At 38.6% G+C, this 21,621-nt stretch carries 18 protein-coding genes, 8 tRNA genes and 1 rRNA gene; all 27 read right to left on the minus strand.

Going from position 1 to position 21,621, the window contains the following annotated elements:
• Window positions 1–162: 162 nt before the first annotated feature.
• Window positions 163–238 (minus strand) — tRNA-Ala (locus tag CD172_RS02585).
• Between the two features lie 23 nt (window positions 239–261).
• Window positions 262–335 (minus strand) — tRNA-Pro (locus CD172_RS02590).
• 10 nt (window positions 336–345) lie between these two features.
• Window positions 346–422 (minus strand) — tRNA-Arg (locus CD172_RS02595).
• Between the two features lie 9 nt (window positions 423–431).
• A tRNA-Leu gene (locus tag CD172_RS02600) sits at window positions 432–520 on the minus strand.
• Between the two features lie 8 nt (window positions 521–528).
• Window positions 529–603 (minus strand) — tRNA-Gly (locus tag CD172_RS02605).
• Between the two features lie 18 nt (window positions 604–621).
• A tRNA-Lys gene (locus CD172_RS02610) sits at window positions 622–694 on the minus strand.
• Between the two features lie 7 nt (window positions 695–701).
• Window positions 702–777, minus strand: a tRNA-Thr gene (locus CD172_RS02615).
• A 6-nt stretch (window positions 778–783) separates the two neighbouring features.
• Window positions 784–859 (minus strand) — tRNA-Val (locus tag CD172_RS02620).
• 9 nt (window positions 860–868) lie between these two features.
• Window positions 869–983, minus strand: a 5S ribosomal RNA gene (rrf, locus tag CD172_RS02625).
• A 398-nt stretch (window positions 984–1,381) separates the two neighbouring features.
• Entirely contained in the window at window positions 1,382–2,869 is a 1,488-nt protein-coding gene (lysS, locus tag CD172_RS02630; RefSeq protein WP_037568031.1) for a lysine--tRNA ligase, read from the minus strand.
• 19 nt (window positions 2,870–2,888) lie between these two features.
• Entirely contained in the window at window positions 2,889–3,884 is a 996-nt protein-coding gene (gene dusB, locus CD172_RS02635; RefSeq protein WP_103345395.1) for a tRNA dihydrouridine synthase DusB, read from the minus strand.
• Window positions 3,885–3,969: 85 nt separating this feature from the next.
• Window positions 3,970–4,449, minus strand: coding sequence for a 2-amino-4-hydroxy-6-hydroxymethyldihydropteridine diphosphokinase (folK, locus tag CD172_RS02640; RefSeq protein WP_037568027.1), 480 nt, complete (start codon window positions 4,447–4,449; stop codon window positions 3,970–3,972).
• Window positions 4,442–4,813 carry a dihydroneopterin aldolase gene (gene folB, locus CD172_RS02645; RefSeq protein WP_037568024.1) on the minus strand — a complete coding sequence of 124 codons (372 nt, stop codon included), beginning with the start codon at window positions 4,811–4,813 and terminating at the stop codon, window positions 4,442–4,444. Before folB ends, folK begins: the two co-directional genes overlap by 8 nt.
• The gene (folP, locus tag CD172_RS02650) at window positions 4,803–5,594 is read right to left on the minus strand and encodes a dihydropteroate synthase (RefSeq protein ID WP_103345396.1); all 792 of its coding nucleotides are present in this window, start codon (window positions 5,592–5,594) and stop codon (window positions 4,803–4,805) included. Before folP ends, folB begins: the two co-directional genes overlap by 11 nt.
• Window positions 5,595–6,169: 575 nt before the next feature.
• On the minus strand, window positions 6,170–7,099 hold the full coding sequence (gene cysK, locus CD172_RS02655; RefSeq protein WP_103345397.1) for a cysteine synthase A: 930 nt from the start codon (window positions 7,097–7,099) through the stop codon (window positions 6,170–6,172).
• A 166-nt stretch (window positions 7,100–7,265) separates the two neighbouring features.
• Window positions 7,266–8,156 (minus strand): Hsp33 family molecular chaperone HslO, encoded by an 891-nt coding sequence (gene hslO / locus CD172_RS02660; RefSeq protein WP_037568019.1) that lies wholly within the window; start codon window positions 8,154–8,156, stop codon window positions 7,266–7,268.
• Window positions 8,157–8,301: 145 nt separating this feature from the next.
• A complete protein-coding gene (gene ftsH / locus CD172_RS02665) occupies window positions 8,302–10,425 on the minus strand; it encodes an ATP-dependent zinc metalloprotease FtsH (protein ID WP_103345398.1) in 2,124 nt (707 codons plus the stop codon).
• A 124-nt stretch (window positions 10,426–10,549) separates the two neighbouring features.
• Entirely contained in the window at window positions 10,550–11,089 is a 540-nt protein-coding gene (gene hpt / locus CD172_RS02670) for a hypoxanthine phosphoribosyltransferase (protein WP_103345399.1), read from the minus strand.
• On the minus strand, window positions 11,079–12,359 hold the full coding sequence (tilS, locus tag CD172_RS02675) for a tRNA lysidine(34) synthetase TilS (RefSeq protein ID WP_158694792.1): 1,281 nt from the start codon (window positions 12,357–12,359) through the stop codon (window positions 11,079–11,081). Before tilS ends, hpt begins: the two co-directional genes overlap by 11 nt.
• A gap of 72 nt (window positions 12,360–12,431) precedes the next feature.
• Window positions 12,432–12,809 (minus strand): S1 domain-containing RNA-binding protein, encoded by a 378-nt coding sequence (locus tag CD172_RS02680; protein WP_037568011.1) that lies wholly within the window; start codon window positions 12,807–12,809, stop codon window positions 12,432–12,434.
• A 202-nt stretch (window positions 12,810–13,011) separates the two neighbouring features.
• Complete coding sequence (locus CD172_RS02685) at window positions 13,012–13,398, minus strand: FtsB family cell division protein (RefSeq protein ID WP_103345401.1); 387 nt, start codon at window positions 13,396–13,398, stop codon at window positions 13,012–13,014.
• Window positions 13,399–13,422: 24 nt separating this feature from the next.
• Window positions 13,423–13,680: an RNA-binding S4 domain-containing protein gene (locus CD172_RS02690; protein ID WP_103345402.1), complete on the minus strand. Its 258-nt coding sequence runs from the start codon at window positions 13,678–13,680 to the stop codon at window positions 13,423–13,425.
• Entirely contained in the window at window positions 13,667–14,854 is a 1,188-nt protein-coding gene (locus CD172_RS02695; RefSeq protein WP_103345403.1) for a MazG nucleotide pyrophosphohydrolase domain-containing protein, read from the minus strand. The genes CD172_RS02690 and CD172_RS02695 overlap by 14 nt, the downstream gene beginning before the upstream one ends.
• On the minus strand, window positions 14,851–16,380 hold the full coding sequence (locus CD172_RS02700) for a polysaccharide biosynthesis protein (protein ID WP_103345404.1): 1,530 nt from the start codon (window positions 16,378–16,380) through the stop codon (window positions 14,851–14,853). The genes CD172_RS02695 and CD172_RS02700 overlap by 4 nt, the downstream gene beginning before the upstream one ends.
• On the minus strand, window positions 16,370–19,861 hold the full coding sequence (gene mfd, locus CD172_RS02705) for a transcription-repair coupling factor (RefSeq protein WP_167701360.1): 3,492 nt from the start codon (window positions 19,859–19,861) through the stop codon (window positions 16,370–16,372). The genes CD172_RS02700 and mfd overlap by 11 nt, the downstream gene beginning before the upstream one ends.
• Window positions 19,862–19,878: 17 nt before the next feature.
• Window positions 19,879–20,448, minus strand: coding sequence for an aminoacyl-tRNA hydrolase (gene pth / locus CD172_RS02710; RefSeq protein ID WP_103345406.1), 570 nt, complete (start codon window positions 20,446–20,448; stop codon window positions 19,879–19,881).
• Between the two features lie 390 nt (window positions 20,449–20,838).
• Entirely contained in the window at window positions 20,839–21,513 is a 675-nt protein-coding gene (locus CD172_RS02715; protein ID WP_103345407.1) for a 50S ribosomal protein L25/general stress protein Ctc, read from the minus strand.
• Window positions 21,514–21,621: the final 108 nt, after the last annotated feature.

Genomic DNA, 21,621 nt, shown 5'->3' on the forward strand with positions numbered 1-21,621 from the left:
CCTGAGCCAGGATCAAACTCTCCATAAAAGAAGTAAGCTTGATATAGCTCGTTGATTGGTTAAGCCAATCACTCTTGAAAGTACGTTACGTACTCAAAATTATTGGAATTAACGTTGACATATTGTCATTCAGTTTTCAATGTTCATGATTTTAAATAAAAATGGTGGAGACTAGCGGGATCGAACCGCTGACCTCCTGCGTGCAAAGCAGGCGCTCTCCCAGCTGAGCTAAGCCCCCATGTGAAAGGTATTTCTAAGAAGTCGGGAAGACAGGATTTGAACCTGCGACCCCTTGGTCCCAAACCAAGTGCTCTACCAAGCTGAGCTACTTCCCGTTATTAAAAATGGCGCGCCCGATAGGAGTCGAACCCATAACCTCTTGATCCGTAGTCAAACGCTCTATCCAATTGAGCTACGGGCGCTATTTAAAATGGTGCCGAGGACCGGAATCGAACCGGTACGGTGATCTCTCACCGCAGGATTTTAAGTCCTGTGCGTCTGCCAGTTCCGCCACCCCGGCAAAAATAATGGAGCAGAAGACGGGATTCGAACCCGCGACCCCAACCTTGGCAAGGTTGTATTCTACCGCTGAACTACTTCTGCTCAATAGTATTCGAATGATGAGCCATAGAGGATTCGAACCTCTGACCCTCTGATTAAAAGTCAGATGCTCTACCAACTGAGCTAATGGCTCATATAAATGGTGCCGGCCAGAGGACTTGAACCCCCAACCTACTGATTACAAGTCAGTTGCTCTACCAATTGAGCTAGGCCGGCTATAAATGGTGGAGAATGACGGGTTCGAACCGCCGACCCTCTGCTTGTAAGGCAGATGCTCTCCCAGCTGAGCTAATTCTCCGAAATAATTGCCTGGCAACGTCCTACTCTTGCGGAACGTAAGTCCGACTACCATCGGCGCTAAAGAGCTTAACTTCTGTGTTCGGCATGGGAACAGGTGTGACCTCTTTGCCATTGTCACCAGACAATATTTTATTGTGTAGCTCATGTCGGCTACCTTTTTATAATACACAGTTTGCAAACACTTTTCAATAGTTAATTTTACACTTTCTTAAAGTTTTTTACAAACATTTTACTCTGTGTTGTCGCTTGTTTCGGCGACTTTTATATATTACATAATTTAAAGATTAGTGTCAACACTTTATCAGCATTTTTTCAAAAACTTTTTTAGCCATTTGAATAAGTGACATTTCAACACTTTAACGTGCTCACTTTGAAATATTCTAAAGTGTTTCAATTAAAATATCAAGCTATTTTTTAACACTTATGAAGAAATATTTATATTTTATCAAAAAAAGTGACATGGTTCGTATGTCCACGTGTCTATAGAGGCATACATTTAACCATGTCACACTATGTTGTATTATTTTTGACGCATATAAGGGAATAACAGCACGTCACGAATAGATGGAGAATTCGTAAGCAACATCACTAATCGGTCAATTCCGATACCTAATCCACCTGTTGGCGGCATACCATACTCTAGTGCTTCAATGAAATCATCGTCCATTTCATGTGCTTCATCGTTACCTTGTGCTTTTTCAACAAGCTGCGCTTCAAAACGTTGACGCTGATCGATTGGATCATTTAACTCTGTGAATGCATTTGCATGCTCGCGACCCACAATAAATAGTTCGAAACGATCTGTAAAACGTGGATCTTCTGGATTTTTCTTAGCTAATGGAGAAATTTCAATCGGATGACCATAAATAAACGTTGGTTGTATTAACGTTTCTTCTACTTTTTGTTCAAAGAATTCGTTTAAAATATGACCGTATTTCATATTTTTGTCGACTTCAATGCCGTGTTCTTTAGCTAAAGCATGTGCTTCTTCATCAGTTTTCACATCAAAGAAGTTAACACCTGTGGCTTCTTTAACAGCATCAACAATGTGTAGACGGCGCCATTTCGGTTCTAATTCAATTGTATTCTCACCATATTGAATAGACGTTGTACCTAATACTTTGCGTGCAATGTGTGCCACTAATTCTTCAGTTAAGTTCATAATGTCTTGATAGTCTGCATACGCTTCATACAGTTCAATCATTGTAAACTCAGGATTATGACGTGTAGACACGCCTTCGTTACGGAATACACGACCGATTTCATAGACTTTTTCTAGTCCGCCAACAATTAAGCGTTTTAAATGTAATTCAATCGCGATACGCATATATAATGTTGCATCTAACGCATTATGGTGTGTCACGAATGGACGTGCAGCAGCACCACCAGCAATTTGATGCATCATTGGTGTTTCAACTTCTAAGAAACCTTTATCATTTAAGTACGTACGCATTTCTTGAATAATACGACTACGATTAATGAATGTTTCTGTGCTCTCTTCGTTTGTAATTAAATCTAAGTAACGTTGACGGTAACGTTGTTCAATATCTTGCAAACCATGATGTTTATCCGGTAATGGACGCAATGATTTCGATAACAATTTAAATGATTTTGCCTTAACAGAAAGCTCACCTGTATTTGTTTTAAACATTACACCTTCTACGCCGACAATATCGCCTAAGTCTGCTGTATTCCAAATATTGAATTGTTCTTCCCCAACTTGGTCTTTACGTACATATATTTGAATTTGACCTGATAAATCTTTAATGTGTGCAAAACCAGCTTTACCTTTACCACGTTTTGTCATTAATCGACCAGCGATAACAGTATGGCTTTCCGCTTCTTTTTCTGCAAGTTCTTCTTTTGAAAATGCATCCCACGTAGATTTTAATGATGCTGCGTCGCCTGTTCGGTCAAACTTTTCACCAAATGGATCAATTCCTAAATCGCGTAATTCTTGCAGTTTTTGTCGACGTACCTGCATTTGGTCGTTCATTTCTTCTGACATGCTTACCTCTCCTTTTTGTCTATGCTTCTACTTTATTTTGTTGCGCACGCATTTCGTCACGAAATTCCGTTAAAATTTCAATCATTTCTGCTTCAGTTTCAGTTTGATTTAAAGCTTTTCGCGCTTTTCCATTACCTCTAACACCTTTTAAATACCAAGATGCGTGTTTGCGCATTTCCATGACTCCGACTTTTTCACCTTTTAAATCAACGAGTCGACGTAAATGTAACAATGCGATTTCCACTTTGTCGTCTACTTCTGGCTCATCAATCAATTCACCTGTCTCAAGGTAATGAACAGTTCTATAAATCATCCATGGATTACCAAGTGCTTCACGGCCAATCATGACCGCATCTACTCCTGTTTCTTTCAACATTTTTTCAGCAAGTTCAGGACTTGTCACGTCACCATTACCAATTACTGGAATGTTAACAGCTTCTTTAACTTGACGAATAATATCCCAATCCGCTTTGCCTTCGTACATTTGAACGCGTGTACGACCATGTAATGAAATCGCGGCTGCACCAGCACGCTCTGCTGCTTTAGCATTTTCAACTGCATAAATATGATCTTCATCCCAACCAATACGCATTTTACATGTTACTGGCTTACTCACACGTTCTGTAACAGCGGATACCATTTCATATATTTTATTCGGGTCAAGTAACCATCGTGCTCCGGCTTCACATTTAATAATTTTTGACACTGGACATCCCATGTTGATATCAATAATATCTGCTGTTGTATTTTTATCTACGTATTCCGCTGCTTCAACAAGCGTTTCTTTTTCCCCACCAAAAATTTGTAGCGATAGTGGGCGTTCATTTTCGTCGATATATAACATTTTCATTGTTTTAGGATTATTAAATAAAATCGCTTTGTCACTCACCATTTCTGCACAAACAAGTCCTGCACCAAATTCTTTGACTGTTAAGCGAAATGCAGAATTACACACACCAGCCATAGGTGCAAGTACGACTCTATTTTGAATTTCGACGTCTCCTATTTTCCACATAAGTCGTGCCTCCAATAAATACTTTATCTGTATACTTAGACACTGATTTCAACGATTTATGTCGAACCTTGCCTAAATTAAACATTTAATTTTGATATTTTACAACAGTTTCATCAGGGTGAACAAGGGATTGAATTGTTTTTTTACTGCGTGGTTCAATGACGTGTGATGCAATTTCATTTAATGGAATCATCACAAAAGCACGCTCAGTCATTCTAGGATGTGGCACGATGAGTTGCTCCGACTCTATGATTTGATCTCCATATAACAACACATCAATGTCTATCGTTCTAGGGCCCCAGCGCACTTTACGCACACGGTGGAGCTCTTTTTCAATATCTAAACATTGTTGTAGTAATACTTCTGGACTTAACGAAGTTTTAATATGAAGACATACATTCAAAAAATCAGGTTGATCGACATAGCCTACAGGTTTTGTTTCATACATAGATGATACCTGTTGAACATGAATGTCAGTCACTTGATCCAAACGTTCTACAGCTGATTTTAATTGTTGTTCACGATCGCCAATATTACTTCCCAAACCTAAATACACGTCAATCATGATGATTCAACCTCACAATTTCAATGCCTACACCATTATAAATACCATGAATAGGCGGGTTCTTTTTTGTAATTCTAACTTTCGTTTCCATTACACGATTATAGTGTGAATTTATACGCTTTGCAACACGTTCCGCGAGATATTCCAGTAAATTCACGGGAGGACCTTCCATGATTGCTTTAACATCTTCATATACCTCACCATAATGAACCGTATCTTCTACACGATCTGATTCGCCTGCTTCAGATAAATCCACTTTCATTTCGATATCCACTATGAACACTTGCCCGATTTCATTTTCAGCTGGCAGCGCTCCATGATATGCGTAAAATTCAAGTCCTTGTAAAAATATTTTATCGTTCATCTTCATATCCTTTCAACGCATCCATCGCTTTTGCTAGGCGTGCATTCATTAATACGTTATGTACGCGCACACCGTCGACACCTTTCATAATGCCGTACGCTGTTGTTGCTGCCGTCGCTTCGTCACGTTCATCCACTTTATTATCGCCACCTAACAATTCTTTTATAAAGCGTTTGCGACTCGTTGCGAGTAGTACTTTAAACCCTGTAGCTACTAATTCGTCTAAACGCGCCATCACTATTTGCTCTTCTTCACGCGTTTTAGCAAAACCGATGCCTGGATCTAACCAAATATTTTCTTGAGGTATCCCTGCTAATACTGCTTTGTTAGCTTGTCTTAATAAAGTAACTAACATTTCATCTACAACAGGAGTATCTCTTTGACCATCACCGTTATGCATCAAAATGATTTCAGCGTGATGTTTGGCAACAACATCAAAAATCGCTTCATCATATAGTCCTGCCCATTGGTCATTGATAATATGCGCACCTGCTTTAAGTGCTGCTTCAGCGACTTCACTTCTAAATGTATCCACGGATATTTGAGCATCAATACCATTTAAAGCCTTAACTACTGGCACAACACGTTGTAATTCTTCTTCGACCGTTACTTCTTCATGACCTGGTCGCGTTGATACGCCACCCACATCGATAATATGCGCACCTGCTTCAACCATTTGATGTGCATGTGAAACTGCATTATCAACATTGTTATACTGACCGCCATCCGAAAATGAGTCGGGTGTCACATTTAAAATACCCATAATTTGTGTAGTTTTCATACTCGGTCATCCTTTCTCTATGAATACGACCATTATAGCAAATTTACCGGTAATGCGTGCGTTACGTGTGTTTCACTATAAAAATGAGGATGGGATATCGCATCTCTGTTAATCAAAATTAGCCAACAAAATTCAATAATACATGAACTTTATTGGCTATGATTTATATTAATTATTTTATTTTGGTGATGAATCATGTAATGAATTGTGATTGATCCCTTAGCCGAGACTTCTGAGGCATTATGCCGAAACCGAAAATCCATTTTAAGAGCAGAAATCCAGTACTATTGGCTTATACAATATATAAGGCAGTAGCTGACTGGATTGCGTATGCGCTAAAAAAGCTTTCCGCAACTTAGGCTATTGACCACCTATTCACGCATGTTCATAGGTGTACTGAAGACGTAATTCATTTCATTCCTAACGTCTTCATGCACCGGCGGGCATTACTACGAAATCAATTAGATTTCTGTAATGCTCCCTAGTTGAGGTAAGGCGCCTAGAAAAGCGAGGCGTTAGGGACAATCATAAATTGAAATGATTTATGTCTCACCCTCATTCTTAAACCTTCATGATTATTCAAAATTGTATAATGGTGTTGATAAATAACGCTCACCATTACTTGGTAATACAGTAACGACTGTTTTGCCTTTACCTAACTCTTTCGCTTTTTGGATCGCAGCATAAATGGCTGCACCTGAAGAAATACCACCTACAATACCTTCTTCTTTGGCAACACGACGTGATGTCTCCATCGCAACGTCATTACCTACTGTGATGACTTCATCATAAATATCTGTGTTTAATGTATCAGGAATAAACCCTGCACCTAAACCTTGTAATTTATGAGGTCCCGGCTCACCACCACTTAATACCGGAGAAGCCTCAGGTTCAATCGCAACGAGTTGAATATCAGGATATTTTTCTTTTAACACTTTACCAGCACCAGACAATGTACCGCCAGTACCGACACCCGCTAAGAATGCATCAATTGTTTTGCCTTCGAATTGTTCTACTAGTTCTGGACCAGTTGTAAGCTCATGCACTTTAGGATTCGCTGGGTTTTCGAATTGTTGGGGTTCAAAATATCCATGTTCTTCTTTAAGTTCTTTCGCCTTTTTAATGGCACCTTTCATCGCTTCTGAACCTGGTGTTAAAACCAGTTCTGCCCCATACGCTTTTAATAAGTTACGACGTTCTTGACTCATTGTTTCCGGCATAGTGAATACTGCTTTGTAGCCTTTAGCCGCACAAACAAACGCTAAACCAATACCTGTATTACCACTTGTCGGTTCAACAATTGTGTCACCAGGTTTGATTTTGCCGTCTTTTTCAGCTTGCTCAATCATCGCTAGCGCAATACGGTCTTTCACTGAGCCACCAGGATTTTGATATTCTAATTTCACATAAATGTCCGCTGCATCTTCGCCAGCTTGATGTCTTAATTTGACTACGGGTGTTTGACCAATAATTTCAGTAATATTTTCTACAGGTTTTCTTACCATTTAAAACAACCTCACTTTAAATTAATATTCATACACTGAATACATAGTTATCGAATCGGATATAAAAACAGTGTACCATTTTTCTGACAATTAAAAAAGCATAAAGCTTGATCTCAAACAAAAACAATTGTGGACAACCCTCACCATTTATCCCGTAGTATCACTTTTAATGTTGTTGCTTCAGTTCATTCAACACACCTTGCAATTCTTCCTCAGTGTATTGATATTTAGAGCGACAAAAATGACATTCTGCTTCAGCGCCGTGATCTACTTTAATCATATTCTCGATTTCAGCTTCTCCTAAACCACGCATGGCATTCAAAAATTTATCGTGGCCACATTGACACTCAAATTGAGCTGGAATGGTTTCTAAAAATTCTACATTGCCTTCTCCAAAAATGTGAATCAACATCTCTTCTGGCGTTAACCCTTCATCGATTAATTTAGACACTGGCGTCATTGTTGTAATGGCAGCTTCTAATTGATCAATCGTTTCCTCTTTCGCACCAGGCATCACTTGGATGATAAAACCGCCCGCTGCTTTAATTGAGTTGTCTGGATTCACCAAAACACCGACACCTACCGACGATGGTGTTTGCTCACTATTTGCAAAGTAATACGTAAAATCATCGCCAAGTTCTCCAGAAACAATCGGACTACTACCCGTATAGTAATCTCTCATGCCAACATCTTTAACGACATTAATCGCACCTGATGTCCCAACGGCACGTCGTACATCTAATTTACCCGCATCATTTAATGGAAAATGTGTTTGTGGTTGTGCGACATAGCCACGTACACGTCCTTTCGCATCAGCATCAGCGATGATTTTGCCAATAGGGCCATCACCATCTACGGTCACTGTTAATTTCTGGTCACCTTTTAACATAGCCCCCATCATTAACGTAGCCGTCATTGTACGTCCTAGTGCTGCAGAAGCAGTCGGCCAAGTGTAATGACGCGTTTGTGCTTCTTGAATTGTATCTGTAGTTTTAGAACTATATGCACGTATTTCACCATTAAAGGCAAGCGCCTTGACGATATAGTCTTGAGTCATTCCTATTCGCTCCTTTATTGCTTTCATTTGTTTATCATAATCGCATTAACGTATCCACTCAACTAAAATGACTTATATTTAAGCTAACTTTAACACAAAAAGACACCGCCTCGAAAATAATGATTTCGAGACGGTGTACATCACGTTAATGTGGTGGTTTATCTTCACCAGGACGATCAATTTTAGGTTCTTCTTCGTAACCTGTCGTATCTTCAGACGGTGCTTCATCTTGTTTTGTATCATGTGAAGCATCTTTAGCATCTTGTCCGTCTTGAGTTGTTGATTCATCTTCACGACGCTCAGATTTTCCTGCGCGTGAACGGTTTGTTAATTCCTCTTGCTCACGTCGAATCTCATCATAAGATTTGCCGTACTTACCTTGATCGAAATCATCATCGCCATTACGCTCAACCACTTTTGCATCATCGTAATTAACGACCGGTAAATGTCCTTCATGGAAAAGTGACTGAATTTGTTCAGCAACTAACGTTTCTTCAGTTAATAATGTTTCAGCAATTAAACGCAATTGAGATTCATGTTCTGTAAGAATTTGTTTACAACGCTCATATTGTTCTTTAATGATGCGTTGCACTTCTTTATCAATTTCGTAAGCAATTTGGCCAGAGTATTCTGGTTGACCAGACATGTCTTTACCTAGGAATACTTGTCCACCGCCGTGTGAGAATTGTAATGGTCCTAATTTTTTACTCATACCATATTCAGTAACCATTTGACGAGCTAACTGCGTCGCACGTTCGAAGTCGTTTGAAGCACCAGTCGATACTTCATCGAAAATGATATCTTCTGCCACACGACCACCAAGTAAACCACAAATTTTGTCGAGCATTTCTGGCTCTGTCATTAAGAAACGATCTTGTTTCGGTAACATCATCGCATAACCACCGGCTTGACCACGGGGAACGATCGTTACTTTGTGCACAACCTCTGCTTCATCAAGTACCATACCAATCACAGTATGACCCGCTTCATGGTGTGCTACAATATTACGTTCTTTGTCAGAAATAACACGTGATTTCTTAGCAGGTCCTGCGATAACACGGTCCGTCGCTTCTTCAATGTCACGCATGTCAATTTTCTTCTTACCACCACGTGCAGCAATTAACGATGCTTCATTAAGCAAGTTTTCTAAATCTGCACCTGAGAAACCTGGTGTACGTTGTGCAATCGCTTTTAAATCAACCGTTTCATCTAAAGGTTTATTTTTCGCATGTACATGTAAGACAGCTTCACGGCCTTTAACGTCCGGACGGCCCACTTGAATTTGTCGGTCAAATCGACCTGGACGTAATAACGCTGGATCTAAAATGTCTGGGCGGTTTGTTGCGGCAATCATAATGATACCTTCATTTTCACCAAATCCATCCATTTCAACAAGTAATTGGTTTAATGTTTGTTCACGTTCATCGTGACCACCACCAACACCTGCACCACGTTGACGACCTACAGCGTCAATTTCATCTATAAAAATGATACACGGCGCATTCTTTTTCGCATTTTCAAATAAGTCACGCACACGGCTCGCACCTACACCTACAAACATCTCAACGAAGTCTGAACCACTGATTGAGAAGAATGGTACACCTGCTTCACCAGCAACTGCACGCGCAAGTAACGTTTTACCTGTTCCCGGAGGACCAACAAGCAAGACCCCTTTTGGAATACGTGAACCCATTTGTTTAAATTTCTTATTGTCTTTTAAGAAATCAACAATTTCAATTAATTCTTGTTTTTCTTCGTCTGCACCGGCAACATCTGTAAAGCGCACGCGTCGTTTTTGATTATCGTACATTTTGGCTTTTGATTTACCAAAATTCATCATACGACCGCCGCCACCGCCACCTTGTGCTTGACTTAAGAAGAAGATAAATAAAAGTGCAATGATTAAGACAGGAATCAGTGTCGTTAAAATACTAACAAACACACTTTGACCTTCTTCTTCTTTAACGGTTAATTCTAAATCTTTCTGTTTATGAGCAATATCAGTAACCTGTTCTAGCTCTTTATCGTTATTAAATAGAATCGTTGATGAGTAATCATCACCGTTGTTTAACTTACCACTCACTTTATACACATTATGAGACGGTTGAATTTCTAAAGACTTAATTTTGCCGTCCTTTAATTGTTGTGTAAATTGATTATACGTAAGCTCTCTAGGCACTTTTCCATTTCCGTTAATCCAAGAAAAAAGCCCAAAAATAACAACGCCGATTAAAGCTATAAACAGCACATTACGAAAAGCTTTTTGCATGCGTCGTTTCCTCCTACTTCAAATATAAAACTAACAAAAATTTTACCATAATCTAATTACGGCTGGCTAGTAATAGACATTGACAAACATCCTTCAACGATATGCGTTGTCATTTTCTTTAAAATTATTGCTCATAAATCGCTGGTTTTAATGTTCCAATGTATGGGAGATTACGATATTTTTCTTTATAATCTAAACCGTACCCTACAACAAACTCATCAGGAATTTGACGTCCAACATATTTTGCTTCAATATCTGCTTTACGACGGTTTGGCTTATCTAATAACGTAACGATTTCTAAAGATTTGACGCGACGAGACGCTAATAATTCTGTTATAGATTTTAAAGTCGTACCTGTTTCTAATATATCTTCAATAATTAAGACATCTTTATTTTCAATGGATGTGCTTAAATCTTTTAAAATTTGTACTTCTCCAGTAGACTCCATACCACCATGGTAACTAGATACATCCATAAAATCGATCGATAGTGGTGTATCGATACGCTTAATTAAATCTGTCATAAATAAAACAGAGCCTTTTAAAATCCCTACACATAGTAAATCTTTACCACGGTAATCTTCCGTAATAGCATGACCTAGCTTGTCACAAATATCATAAATTTCAGTTTCTGTAAGTAATACATCTTTCAAATCATTTCTCATTATTTTCATCTCCTAAATATGCGATTGTTATTATTTGGTTCACTTTTATATGTTGATACAGCGTGCCAACAGCTACTATGTCACCCGTTGCATCTTCAATGACTGGCATACGGTCTCGCGTATGTTGAGGCACTTTGGCATCAATCATTAAACGCGATACTTTTTTATGACCATGGGAATGTAGTTGAACGCGGTCGCCATCTTGACGTGTCCGTATAAGAAGTGGTCCACGCAATGCATCAAGCGATGCCACTCTAATCTCATAATCACCGAATTGATAATAGCCAGGTGTCTTCAAATACATCGATTGTAATGGTGCCTGTTCAACCGTTGTTAAGGTTAATTTATCATACACCTTATTGATACGCCATGTGTTTGAAGCATGTAGTTCAATTTGTGCTATAGGTTGTGTCAGTTGCACAAACCATTGGTGATATTGAACATCACTCACCGGTACGATATTTTCCCATTTTTGTATTAATTTATCCAGAATAATCATTCTAACATGTTCTGGGCATTTATTGAATGATTGGATAGACATCTCATATTGATGGTCGGTTTGTTTCACTTGGGCTGCAATGTAGTCGTCAGCCATCTGTTCAAAAACCCGGATAGACTCTAGATGCATGTCGTAGAGTTTTTTCAAATGCGTAATTTTAAATTGTTCGTGGGCGTCGATGATCGGTAACATATCATGACGAATCCTATTCCGTACATATTTTGTATCTTGATTACTTTCATCCTCAAAGTAAGGCACGTTGTAATCGTGTTGATATGTCGCAATATCACTTTTCGTTTCTTCCAACATAGGGCGCATTAAACGATAACCGTGACGTTGCTCACATGCTTGCATCCCTAAAGCGCTACGATACACTTTACCAGTAAAAATACGATAGAACACGGTTTCTAGCAAATCATCAAAGTGATGGGCCGTCATTAATACGTCCCCTTTCAATTGATGCATCATATCTTCAAACCAGCGATAACGTGCAGCGCGTGCGTCACTTTGAATGCTGCGCCCTGCTTCAACAATAGGTTGTAAATGAAGCCGCTTGACGTAAATGGGGATACCGTACTGTTCACAATATCGTGTCACAAACTCCGCTTCTTCGTCAGAACCCCGCCGCAATCCATGATGTACATGAAGCACGGAAAGTTGTTTGTATGTTGTTTGATATTGATGTAATAATCGATGCAACAAAACCATACTATCAATGCCAGTGGACACTGCAATAACGATATGGTCATCTGCTTTCCAAGTTACCTTCATCATTTAACCCCCACACAAAATAAGGGTTGAGATTCAAAGTATGCCTTCGTTTCTCAACCCCTTGCATTAAATTTAGCGACGTGCGCCTCTACCACCACGTCTAGATTCTGTTTGACGCTTAATAGAAGTAAGTTTATCCTCACTATCTTTTAAGAAGTTTGATAGTTTTTTCTCAAAGTCTTCTGGTTTTTGTGCCGGTTTTTGTCTACGTGGACGCTCTTTGGCTTTTTTAATTGAAAGACTAATTTTGCCATCATCGGCGATGGATAATACTTTAACCTCAACGTCATCCCCGACAGTTAAGTGATCTTCTACGTTTTCTACATAGTTATCAGCGACTTCACTGATATGAACTAACCCACTTTTACCTTCAGGCAACTCCACAAATGCACCGAATTTTTTGATACCAGTGACTTTACCTTTAACCTTACTTCCTACTTCGATTGACATTGTTTTAATGCATCCTCCTGAATTCGATATTTAGTTCTATTATACGTTTGTTTCCGTATTTTAACAATGACAAATTGATGATTCACTATTTTATTTACGTATTTTACTAAAACGATAATGAAACACACTATTTTTCGACTTTAAACTGCATTAATCGAATGTCAATGTAACTCATCATGTGTACGCGTTATTTCTCAGTCTATTACTTTTTCTTATTATTTTGTTTCGGTTGGTCTTCAGGTAACTTAAAGATGATTTCACCGTCGTTACTTAAATAATATTCATCACGCGCCACTTTTTCGATATAAGATGGATCATTTAAATTGTTAAGCTGCTCTTTAAGTTCAATTTCTTTATCTTGTAATTTTTGATATTCTTCTTCTTTCGCATGACGTTCATTTGAAGCATCCGAATTACTTTTCATTTGCGCAAATACTAATACTAACATCACTGCGATAATGGCTAATAAAATACCACCAAAAACTAAAATACGCTTTTTTACAATACGTTTACGTTGTTCATGCCGACGTTTTTTAGCATTTTTTTGTGATGTATATTGATTGCCGATATTTTGAACTTTATCATTCATGCGGCGTCACCTTTCTTCGTATCCCTAATCAATCCGTTCCTCTTTTAGGATTTCATACATCCCTTTAGCATTTTCTTTCGTTGCATGTTCATTAAGCCCAGTGACTTTAATCGTCACGATTTTTTGTCCAAATTGTATTTCTATCGTATCTTCTACTTTCACATCTGTACCAGCTTTAGCGGTTTGGCCATTGATTTTCACACGACCTTGATCGCTCACTTCTTTTGCTAAGGTACGTCGCTTAATTAAGCGTGATACTTTTAAATATTTATCGAGTCTCATGATGTCCCCCTTGTTCTAAATAAGCTTGCAGCGCCTCTTCTGACAAGTCTTGATTTTTGACTTCATCATACAATTTTAAGAAGTGCGTCGCAAATATTTTTTCGAATTTAACACGTGATGGTTTACCTTCCGCCGCTTTTTGTTCGTACCAAATCGATTTAACATCTTCCACACTGTCAGCTTGACCCTCAGCAAAAATATGCGGATGACGACGTATCATTTTTTCTGAAAGACTTGCAACAATCTCACGTGTCTCCATATAGCCTTGTTTTTGGCCAATATTGGCATGTAGAAGCACTTGCAGTAAAATATCACCTAATTCTTCAATCATATGCCAATCATCTTCATGGTCAATCGCTTCAAAAAGTTCAAACGTTTCTTCAAGTAAATAGCGCTTCAATGATTCATGCGTTTGCACTTTATCCCATGGACATCCTGTTTCGTCGTCTACCAATGTTGCGATCACTCGATCTGCAAAGTCAAAATCACCATATAAAGCCGTTTCTTCAGTAATAGCTGGAACAACGACACTTGTAAGATTAGTAAAGACATCATTATGATCAAGTTCATATAATGGGCACGTGTAGCGTTTCGCACCTGACTGGTTCGCACCATCCACGATATGCACTTCAAAGTCGTCTGGATATCGCATCATGAGCGTCAATTTTAAATCACCAGCAACCATGGCACTATATACTTGAGTAATGAGTGTCGTAGTACGTGGATTCAATGTTTCTTTTTCCAGTGCGGTTGCATCTAACATCGTAAAACCATCATTCGGATCCATTTTTACCGCTTCAAACACATCATCGATAAAACTACGTCCACCTCGCACATCTACCACAACATCATAATGTGCTGCTTTTTGGAATAGCAATTGCGTGGTTGTTTCTGCAACACGGGGATGACCAGGCACAGCATATACAACATCTTCAGTTTGTGCGCGTTGTAAAAGTTGATCTGTAATCGCATCGTAAACAGGTTCAAAAGTATCATGTTGTTCATAAATCGCATCAAAGCTTTCAATATCAATATTTTGCAGTTCTGATATCACAGGATGCGCTTTCGTTCGCACATATATTTTAGATTGATTTTGTAAAAAACGATAGATACCTAATGGCAAGTCGTCTAAACAATAATTACCTAAACCAATAATCGTAATATGGTGTGTCATGATTTTCTCCTTTTCATTATCTCAATGATTTTATCGCCAAATGGCAAATGCACCCATTCGTCTTCATTTAAAATACGCATCCACACAAGCATTACACTTAAACTTCCCACACCAATGCACGCACTGATTATTAATTCTAGAAGACCTCCAATTCTAGACATCGACGGGATGATGTAATGCGTTAATTGTACACTAGCTGTCATCGTCAATAAAGCAACAACTAATTTCAAATAAAATTTACGCAATGCATAGAGCGCATACAACTGAATCATATGTCTGTGTAAATAGATTGCAAAAACGACTAGTGCCACAACTGTAGAAATACTCGCACCGACAATACCAACCTTTAAAATTAAAATAAGATTCAATAGTAGCTTGATGACTAATCCTATAATAATCCCTATAAAAACCACTCGGTAATGATTTTGAACTTCGAGTAATGCAATATACATCATGATCAGAGACACAAAAATGACCGTTAACATGTAAATGGATAATGTGATTGTAAGGTCGTTACTTTTAAAAAATACAGCATTCAAAAGTGGTAATAAATTCATTAGGCCAATCGCACTCGCACAACTTATAACAATCGTAATTTTTAATGACGCATTTGCATAACTGTTCATTTGGTCATAACGACCCGCTTTTTGTGTATCAGTTAATAACGGAATAAGTACGAAACAAAACGTTGTTGTTACAATTAATCCCATTTGAATAAACGATGCACCACGGTCGTAAATTCCTTTTTGCGTAATAGCATCTTTAAAGGTCAATCCTTGGCCGTGTTGGAGAACGTTAATCACGGTAAAACTATCCACCACTTGCCATAAGATCACAATCAATTGACTTAAAGCAAAAATAACCGTTGCAATCGCAAACTGACGCCAAGGGATTGTTTGAGGCAATGTAGCATTTGATAAAGACATCCACCACCATAAAAAGAGGGTTGCGCCTATGAAACCACACGATGAAGCTAAGATTGCCCACATGCCAGCGTCGTAAATAGAAAGCTGTTGATGCGTAAAAAAGAGGATGACTATCCCAATCATGCTGACACGAATCATTTGTTCAATGACTTGTGAAAATGCAGGCTTATTCATATCGAAAGTCGATTGAAAATACCCTCTTAAAACGCCAAGTGCACCGACGATGATAAATGTAACGCTTGCTGCGCGTATCATCGGCGCTAAATGCGAATCACCCATTAAGGACGCAATAAGGTCTGCACCTAAAAAGAGGATGAGACAAATGAGACATCCAATAAGTTCAAGTACGAAAATGAGTCGACGGATGAGTGAACGATTGGCCTCTCTACCCCCTAAAATTTGCGTTAATGCACTTGGAATTGCATTACTTGCTAAGACAACACCTAATGCGACGATGGGGTAAATTTGTTGATACGCATATAAGCCATCGTCACCTAAAATGTTTTGATACGGGACACGATACAATGCACTTAATATTTTAACGACGATTAATGCAAGCGTTAAGACAACGACACCATTAAAAGCAGATTTACTCGACATGATCTAATATCATACTTTCTTCAATTGTTTTCGCTAAAAATTTAAGTGTGTCTAACCATTGAGTACCTTTCGTGAGTGTCACTTTCATACATTTTGCTTCAACGCCTACTTTCATGCCTCGCCCTAAAGCTTCCGTATTTTTAAAGAGTGCCTCACCATCTATACGTTGTGTCCCTTGTTCCGTTAATAATACTTCAACGGCTTTCCCTTTATCTTTAACATGTTGCACACCGACATTCATTAAATGAACCTTGATTTCAACAGTATCAAGTAGTTGCGCCACTTCTGTAGGATAGTCGTTGAAGCGGTCAAGGAGTTCATCTTTAATATCCATTAATTGTGCGAGTGTTTCAGTCGCCCGTAACTTTTTATAAATTTCGATTTTCGCTTGTTCATTGCGAATATATTCTGCCGGTAAATAAGCATCTAAACGTAAGTCCATTTCTATTTCTGGAACGTGTTGTACTTCTTTAATACCCCGTTTTTCGTTCACTGCTTCTTCTAACATTTGAGAGTATAAGTCAAAACCGACAGAATCAATAAAGCCATGTTGTTGTTTACCAAGTAAATTACCTGCGCCACGAATATTTAAGTCACGCATCGCAATTTTGAAACCACTGCCTAGTTCCGTAAATTCTTTAATGGCTTGTAAGCGTTCTTCAGCTGTTTCGTTTAACACTTTATTTGGTGTATGCAGGAAATAAGCATAACCAATGCGACTCGAACGACCGACACGCCCACGTAATTGATACAACTGACTCAATCCGAAACGATCGGCTTCTTCAATAATTAATGTATTCGCATTCGGAACATCTACACCCGTTTCAATAATCGTTGTTGTAACTAGGATATCGTAAGCCCCATTGATGAAATCAAGCATCGTTTCTTCTAAATCGCGTTCAGGTAATTGCCCGTGCGCCACACCGATAGACGCTTCAGGCATCAACATTTGAAGTTGTTCTCTTTTTTCATAAATAGATTGTACTTTATTGTATAAATAAAACACTTGTCCATCGCGAGATAATTCGCGTTCTAATGCCTCTTTAATAAAATTACCATTTTGTTCTAACACATATGTTTGAACTGGGAAACGGTTTTCTGGTGGCGTTTCGATTACCGATAAATCACGCACACCAAGCATACTCATATGCAGTGTTCTTGGAATTGGTGTTGCCGTTAAAGTAAGCACATCTACATTTGCTTTTAATGATTTAATTTTTTCTTTATGGCGCACACCGAAGCGTTGTTCTTCATCAACAACAAGTAACCCTAGATCTTTATATTCAACGGTTTTCCCTAACAATTTGTGTGTACCAACAACGATGTCGACGAATCCAGACTTAAGTCCTTCTTTCGTTTCGCGAATCTCTTTAGGCGTTCTAAAGCGACTCATTAAATGAATTTCAACAGGAAAGTCACGCATACGTTCAATTAATGTTTCATAATGCTGTTGCGCCAAAATCGTTGTAGGCACGAGGAAAGCGACTTGTTTCCCTGACATAACAGCTTTAAATGCAGCACGTACGGCTACTTCTGTTTTACCGTAACCTACATCGCCACACAACAAACGATCCATCGGTCGAGCACGTTCCATATCACCTTTAATCTCTTCTATAGACTTTGCTTGGTCATCTGTTAATTCGTATGGGAAATCCATTTCGAAAACGTGTTGTTCTTCCGTATCCGGACTAAACTGGTAACCTACAGACTTCTCACGTTCTTTATATAAAGCAATCAGTTCATCGGCGATATCTTCAACACTACTTTGAACTTTAGCTTTTGTTTTCTTCCAATCACTACCGCCTAATTTATATAATTTAGGTGTTTTATCTTCAGATCCAACGTATTTTTGCACTTGTTCCATTTGGTCGACAGGTACAAATAATTGATCCGTGCCTTTATATTGAATTTTCATATAGTCACGATGGACGTCTCCAACTTCCAACGTTTCTACGCCTAAATAGCGGCCCACACCATGATGAATATGAACGACATAGTCCCCCACATTCAACTCTTGATAAGATTTAATTTTTTCTGCGTTACTGATTGTTTTGCGCCTTTTTTTCGACGCTTTCTTTTGTTTTGATTTAAACAATTCTCGTTCCGTCACAACGACGAGCGACATATAAGGAAGTTCAAACCCTTCAGATAAGCTTCCTTCAATAATGGCCGCGTGCCCTGCTTCTAGTTGTGTTAGGTCCACATTCATAAGTGTAGGAACGTGGAGTTCACTTAACATCGACTGGATGCGGTCTTTTTTCGTTTCCGTTTCCGCAATAATAACCATACGGTAGCCCTGTTTCATATAACGTTGGAATTCAGACGTCATGATATCATATTGACCGTAAAACTGTTGTACCGGTTTACATGAAAATTTCACCATATGATTGAGTTTCACAGACATCGACGCTGTAAATAATGTGAAATAAGTCACAGGCGTATGTTTAAGCAATTGTTCAACTGTATCATGCGTCATAAAGCGTTGACCAATAAACCCTTTTCCAGATTCAATTAAGTTTTGAAGAAAGTCTTCTGATTCTGTTAGTAACGTTTCTTCTGTTTCCTTAATACGATTGAACTCATCCATCAATACAATAGCATTATCTTTGAAATAATCGCGCAATGTCGTTTCCGTATCATACATAAATGCGATTAAACGACGTAATACTTGAGGATCAAACATTTCATCTTCAACAATATTAAAACTATCATACGTATCTTTCACTTCTTGGCGTACAGACTTATCCACTTTTGGACGCGTCGTTTCATATGCCGTTTTTAAGTTCGTTATTAATTGACGCCGAACCTCTGGAGTGATGATGAAGTCATGAGCTGATGTAATATCGACATTTTGAATATTGTCAGAAGAGCGTTGTGATTCTACATCAAACTTCCGAATCGAATCTACCTCAGTATCAAAAAGTTCAATACGTACTGGTTCACCGAGTAACGGATAAATATCAATAATACCGCCGCGTAAAGAAAATTCACCGATATTAGAAACGACCGATTCTCGACGATATCCCATATTTACAAGGCGCATTAACAAGCGCTCGACATCTAATTCATCCCCTATATTGAGGTGGATTTGATGATCTTGCCAAATCGCTTTTGGCGTCACTAATTTTTTCAAGCCGTTTAACGGGATGACAAACAAGCCTCGACGTTCATGAGCAAGTGCCGTTAAAGTACGTACACGTTCACTCATAAGCTCCGGGCTTTGCGTTGAAAATTCTTCAGTCATGATGTCTTGAACAGGATACTTGTATATTTCATCATCGGGAACAAATTGTAATAAATCTGCTTCTAATTTATCCATTTGATAGACATTATTTGTAATTAATAACACTTGTCGATGACTATTATGATAAAGTTCTGCAATCATTGCCGCTTTTGCGCTTGGCATCAGTCCTGTCACGAGCACATTGTCTTCACCTACATGTGCAGAAAGGTCTTTAAATTGTTGATCTCTATTGATCATTTCATTGATTATTGTTTTCACTTTATTTCACCATTATATTGATTCATGATATTCTCAAATTTTTCGTTTTGAATAAATGCCTCTACTGCATCAGCGACATGTGCAATCACGGGTTGCATCGTTTTCATTTCCTCGTGAGAGAATTTTTGTAATACATAATCAACGACAGGGATACGTGATGAACGGTCAATCCCGATACGAATACGCTTAAATTCTTGCGTACCTAAATGTTGAATGAGTGATTTAATGCCATTATGACCACCCGCACTGCCTTTTTGACGAAGGCGTATATGCCCTTGCGCAAGATCTAAATCGTCATAAAGCACTAATATATCCTCAACTTCAATATTATAATAATCCATAAGTGGACGCACCGCCTCACCCGATAAATTCATATATGTGAGGGGTTCTAAAAATACGACTTTCTCACCAAATAAATGCGCGACAGTGTATGCACCGCGAAATTTCTGCTTGTCTAGTTTTAAATCATGACGCTCTATAAGATGGTCAATCACTTCAAAACCAATGTTATGGCGTGTTTGTTCGTATTTTTTGCCAACGTTCCCTAAGCCGACGATGAGTTTCATCATGTATCCTCCTTGAAATCATCTATTTTACAGTTTAATCATATTCCATACTAACACAAAATAGGTCATAGACGAGAATTAAACACTAACACAGGGTTGGAACTTATAGGTTCTATTTTTGCTTCTAACACCCTAGACATCTTAGCTACGGAATCTATCAATATGATGTTTTAAATTGCTTTATATTTTGCTTCCGTAATGACTCAATAGTTATATGGGTGAATCAAAATGCCAATAAAGTTTATGAACAAAATGCTTTTAGGTTCATAAACTCGTTGTGTCCCTGCCTTATTAATCAATGCACACGTATGCGCACGACGTATACCTAAACACAAAAAAGACATAATAACGGCACGAGGCACGTTATTATGTCTAACAAAGGGATAAAGATTACGCTTCTTTATCTTCTTTTTCTTCTGAATCTTCTTCGCTTTCTTCAGTAGATTCACCGATAACTTCTGGTTCAGCAGTTTCAGCGTCACCTTCCATAGCAGCGATTTCTTCTTCAGTTGGCTCTTCAGTCGGTGCAACAACGGATACAACTGTTTCGTCTGCAGCTGTTTCAATTGTGAAGTCACCAGATACTTTAATGTCAGCAACTGATAAGCTGTCGTTAACGTCTAATTCTGTAACGTCAACTTCGATTGATTCAGGAATGTTATCAGGTGTAGCAGTTACTTCGATGTTGAATAATGGTTGTTCAACAACGCCACCTTCACTTGCACCTTTCGCTTCACCAACTAAGCTTACAGGTACTTCTACAGTACGCTCTTCGCTCATGTTGATTGCTAAGAAGTCGATGTGAGTGATTTGGTTTTTAAGTGGATCAAATTGGTAATCAGATACCATAACTTTGATTTCTTTTGAACCAACGCCTAATTGAATAACACCGTTACGTCCAACTTCACGGATTAATTTGATGAATTCTACTTCATCAACTTTTACAGATACGTTTTTAGTACCGTATCCATAAACAACTGCTGGTACTTTACCTGCTTCACGGATTTTGCGTAATTCACCGCGTGTTTGTTTACCTTTACGAATAATAGACTTTAAAGAAGCCATATTTCGTTTCCACCTTTCTTGATGCACTTATGTGCAAGCACTTGCCCATCAACTGTGCGTCGCTTGCAAGTGTGTATTTGTCCGTTATGACACGAACAGAAGTATTTT

Origin of the sequence: Staphylococcus agnetis, from assembly GCF_002901865.1 — a bacterium.
Lineage (GTDB): Bacteria > Bacillota > Bacilli > Staphylococcales > Staphylococcaceae > Staphylococcus > Staphylococcus agnetis.

Coding starts and splice junctions, on each gene's coding strand:
- lysS (WP_037568031.1), bottom strand. CDS start 2,869: ATGTCAGAAGAAATGAACGACCAAATGCAGGTACGTCGACAAAAACTG.
- dusB (WP_103345395.1), bottom strand. CDS start 3,884: ATGTGGAAAATAGGAGACGTCGAAATTCAAAATAGAGTCGTACTTGCA.
- folK (WP_037568027.1), bottom strand. CDS start 4,449: ATGATTGACGTGTATTTAGGTTTGGGAAGTAATATTGGCGATCGTGAA.
- folB (WP_037568024.1), bottom strand. CDS start 4,813: ATGAACGATAAAATATTTTTACAAGGACTTGAATTTTACGCATATCAT.
- folP (WP_103345396.1), bottom strand. CDS start 5,594: ATGAAAACTACACAAATTATGGGTATTTTAAATGTGACACCCGACTCA.
- cysK (WP_103345397.1), bottom strand. CDS start 7,099: ATGGTAAGAAAACCTGTAGAAAATATTACTGAAATTATTGGTCAAACA.
- hslO (WP_037568019.1), bottom strand. CDS start 8,156: ATGACTCAAGACTATATCGTCAAGGCGCTTGCCTTTAATGGTGAAATA.
- ftsH (WP_103345398.1), bottom strand. CDS start 10,425: ATGCAAAAAGCTTTTCGTAATGTGCTGTTTATAGCTTTAATCGGCGTT.
- hpt (WP_103345399.1), bottom strand. CDS start 11,089: ATGAGAAATGATTTGAAAGATGTATTACTTACAGAAACTGAAATTTAT.
- tilS (WP_158694792.1), bottom strand. CDS start 12,359: ATGAAGGTAACTTGGAAAGCAGATGACCATATCGTTATTGCAGTGTCC.
- CD172_RS02680 (WP_037568011.1), bottom strand. CDS start 12,809: ATGTCAATCGAAGTAGGAAGTAAGGTTAAAGGTAAAGTCACTGGTATC.
- CD172_RS02685 (WP_103345401.1), bottom strand. CDS start 13,398: ATGAATGATAAAGTTCAAAATATCGGCAATCAATATACATCACAAAAA.
- CD172_RS02690 (WP_103345402.1), bottom strand. CDS start 13,680: ATGAGACTCGATAAATATTTAAAAGTATCACGCTTAATTAAGCGACGT.
- CD172_RS02695 (WP_103345403.1), bottom strand. CDS start 14,854: ATGACACACCATATTACGATTATTGGTTTAGGTAATTATTGTTTAGAC.
- CD172_RS02700 (WP_103345404.1), bottom strand. CDS start 16,380: ATGTCGAGTAAATCTGCTTTTAATGGTGTCGTTGTCTTAACGCTTGCA.
- mfd (WP_167701360.1), bottom strand. CDS start 19,861: ATGATCAATAGAGATCAACAATTTAAAGACCTTTCTGCACATGTAGGT.
- pth (WP_103345406.1), bottom strand. CDS start 20,448: ATGAAACTCATCGTCGGCTTAGGGAACGTTGGCAAAAAATACGAACAA.
- CD172_RS02715 (WP_103345407.1), bottom strand. CDS start 21,513: ATGGCTTCTTTAAAGTCTATTATTCGTAAAGGTAAACAAACACGCGGT.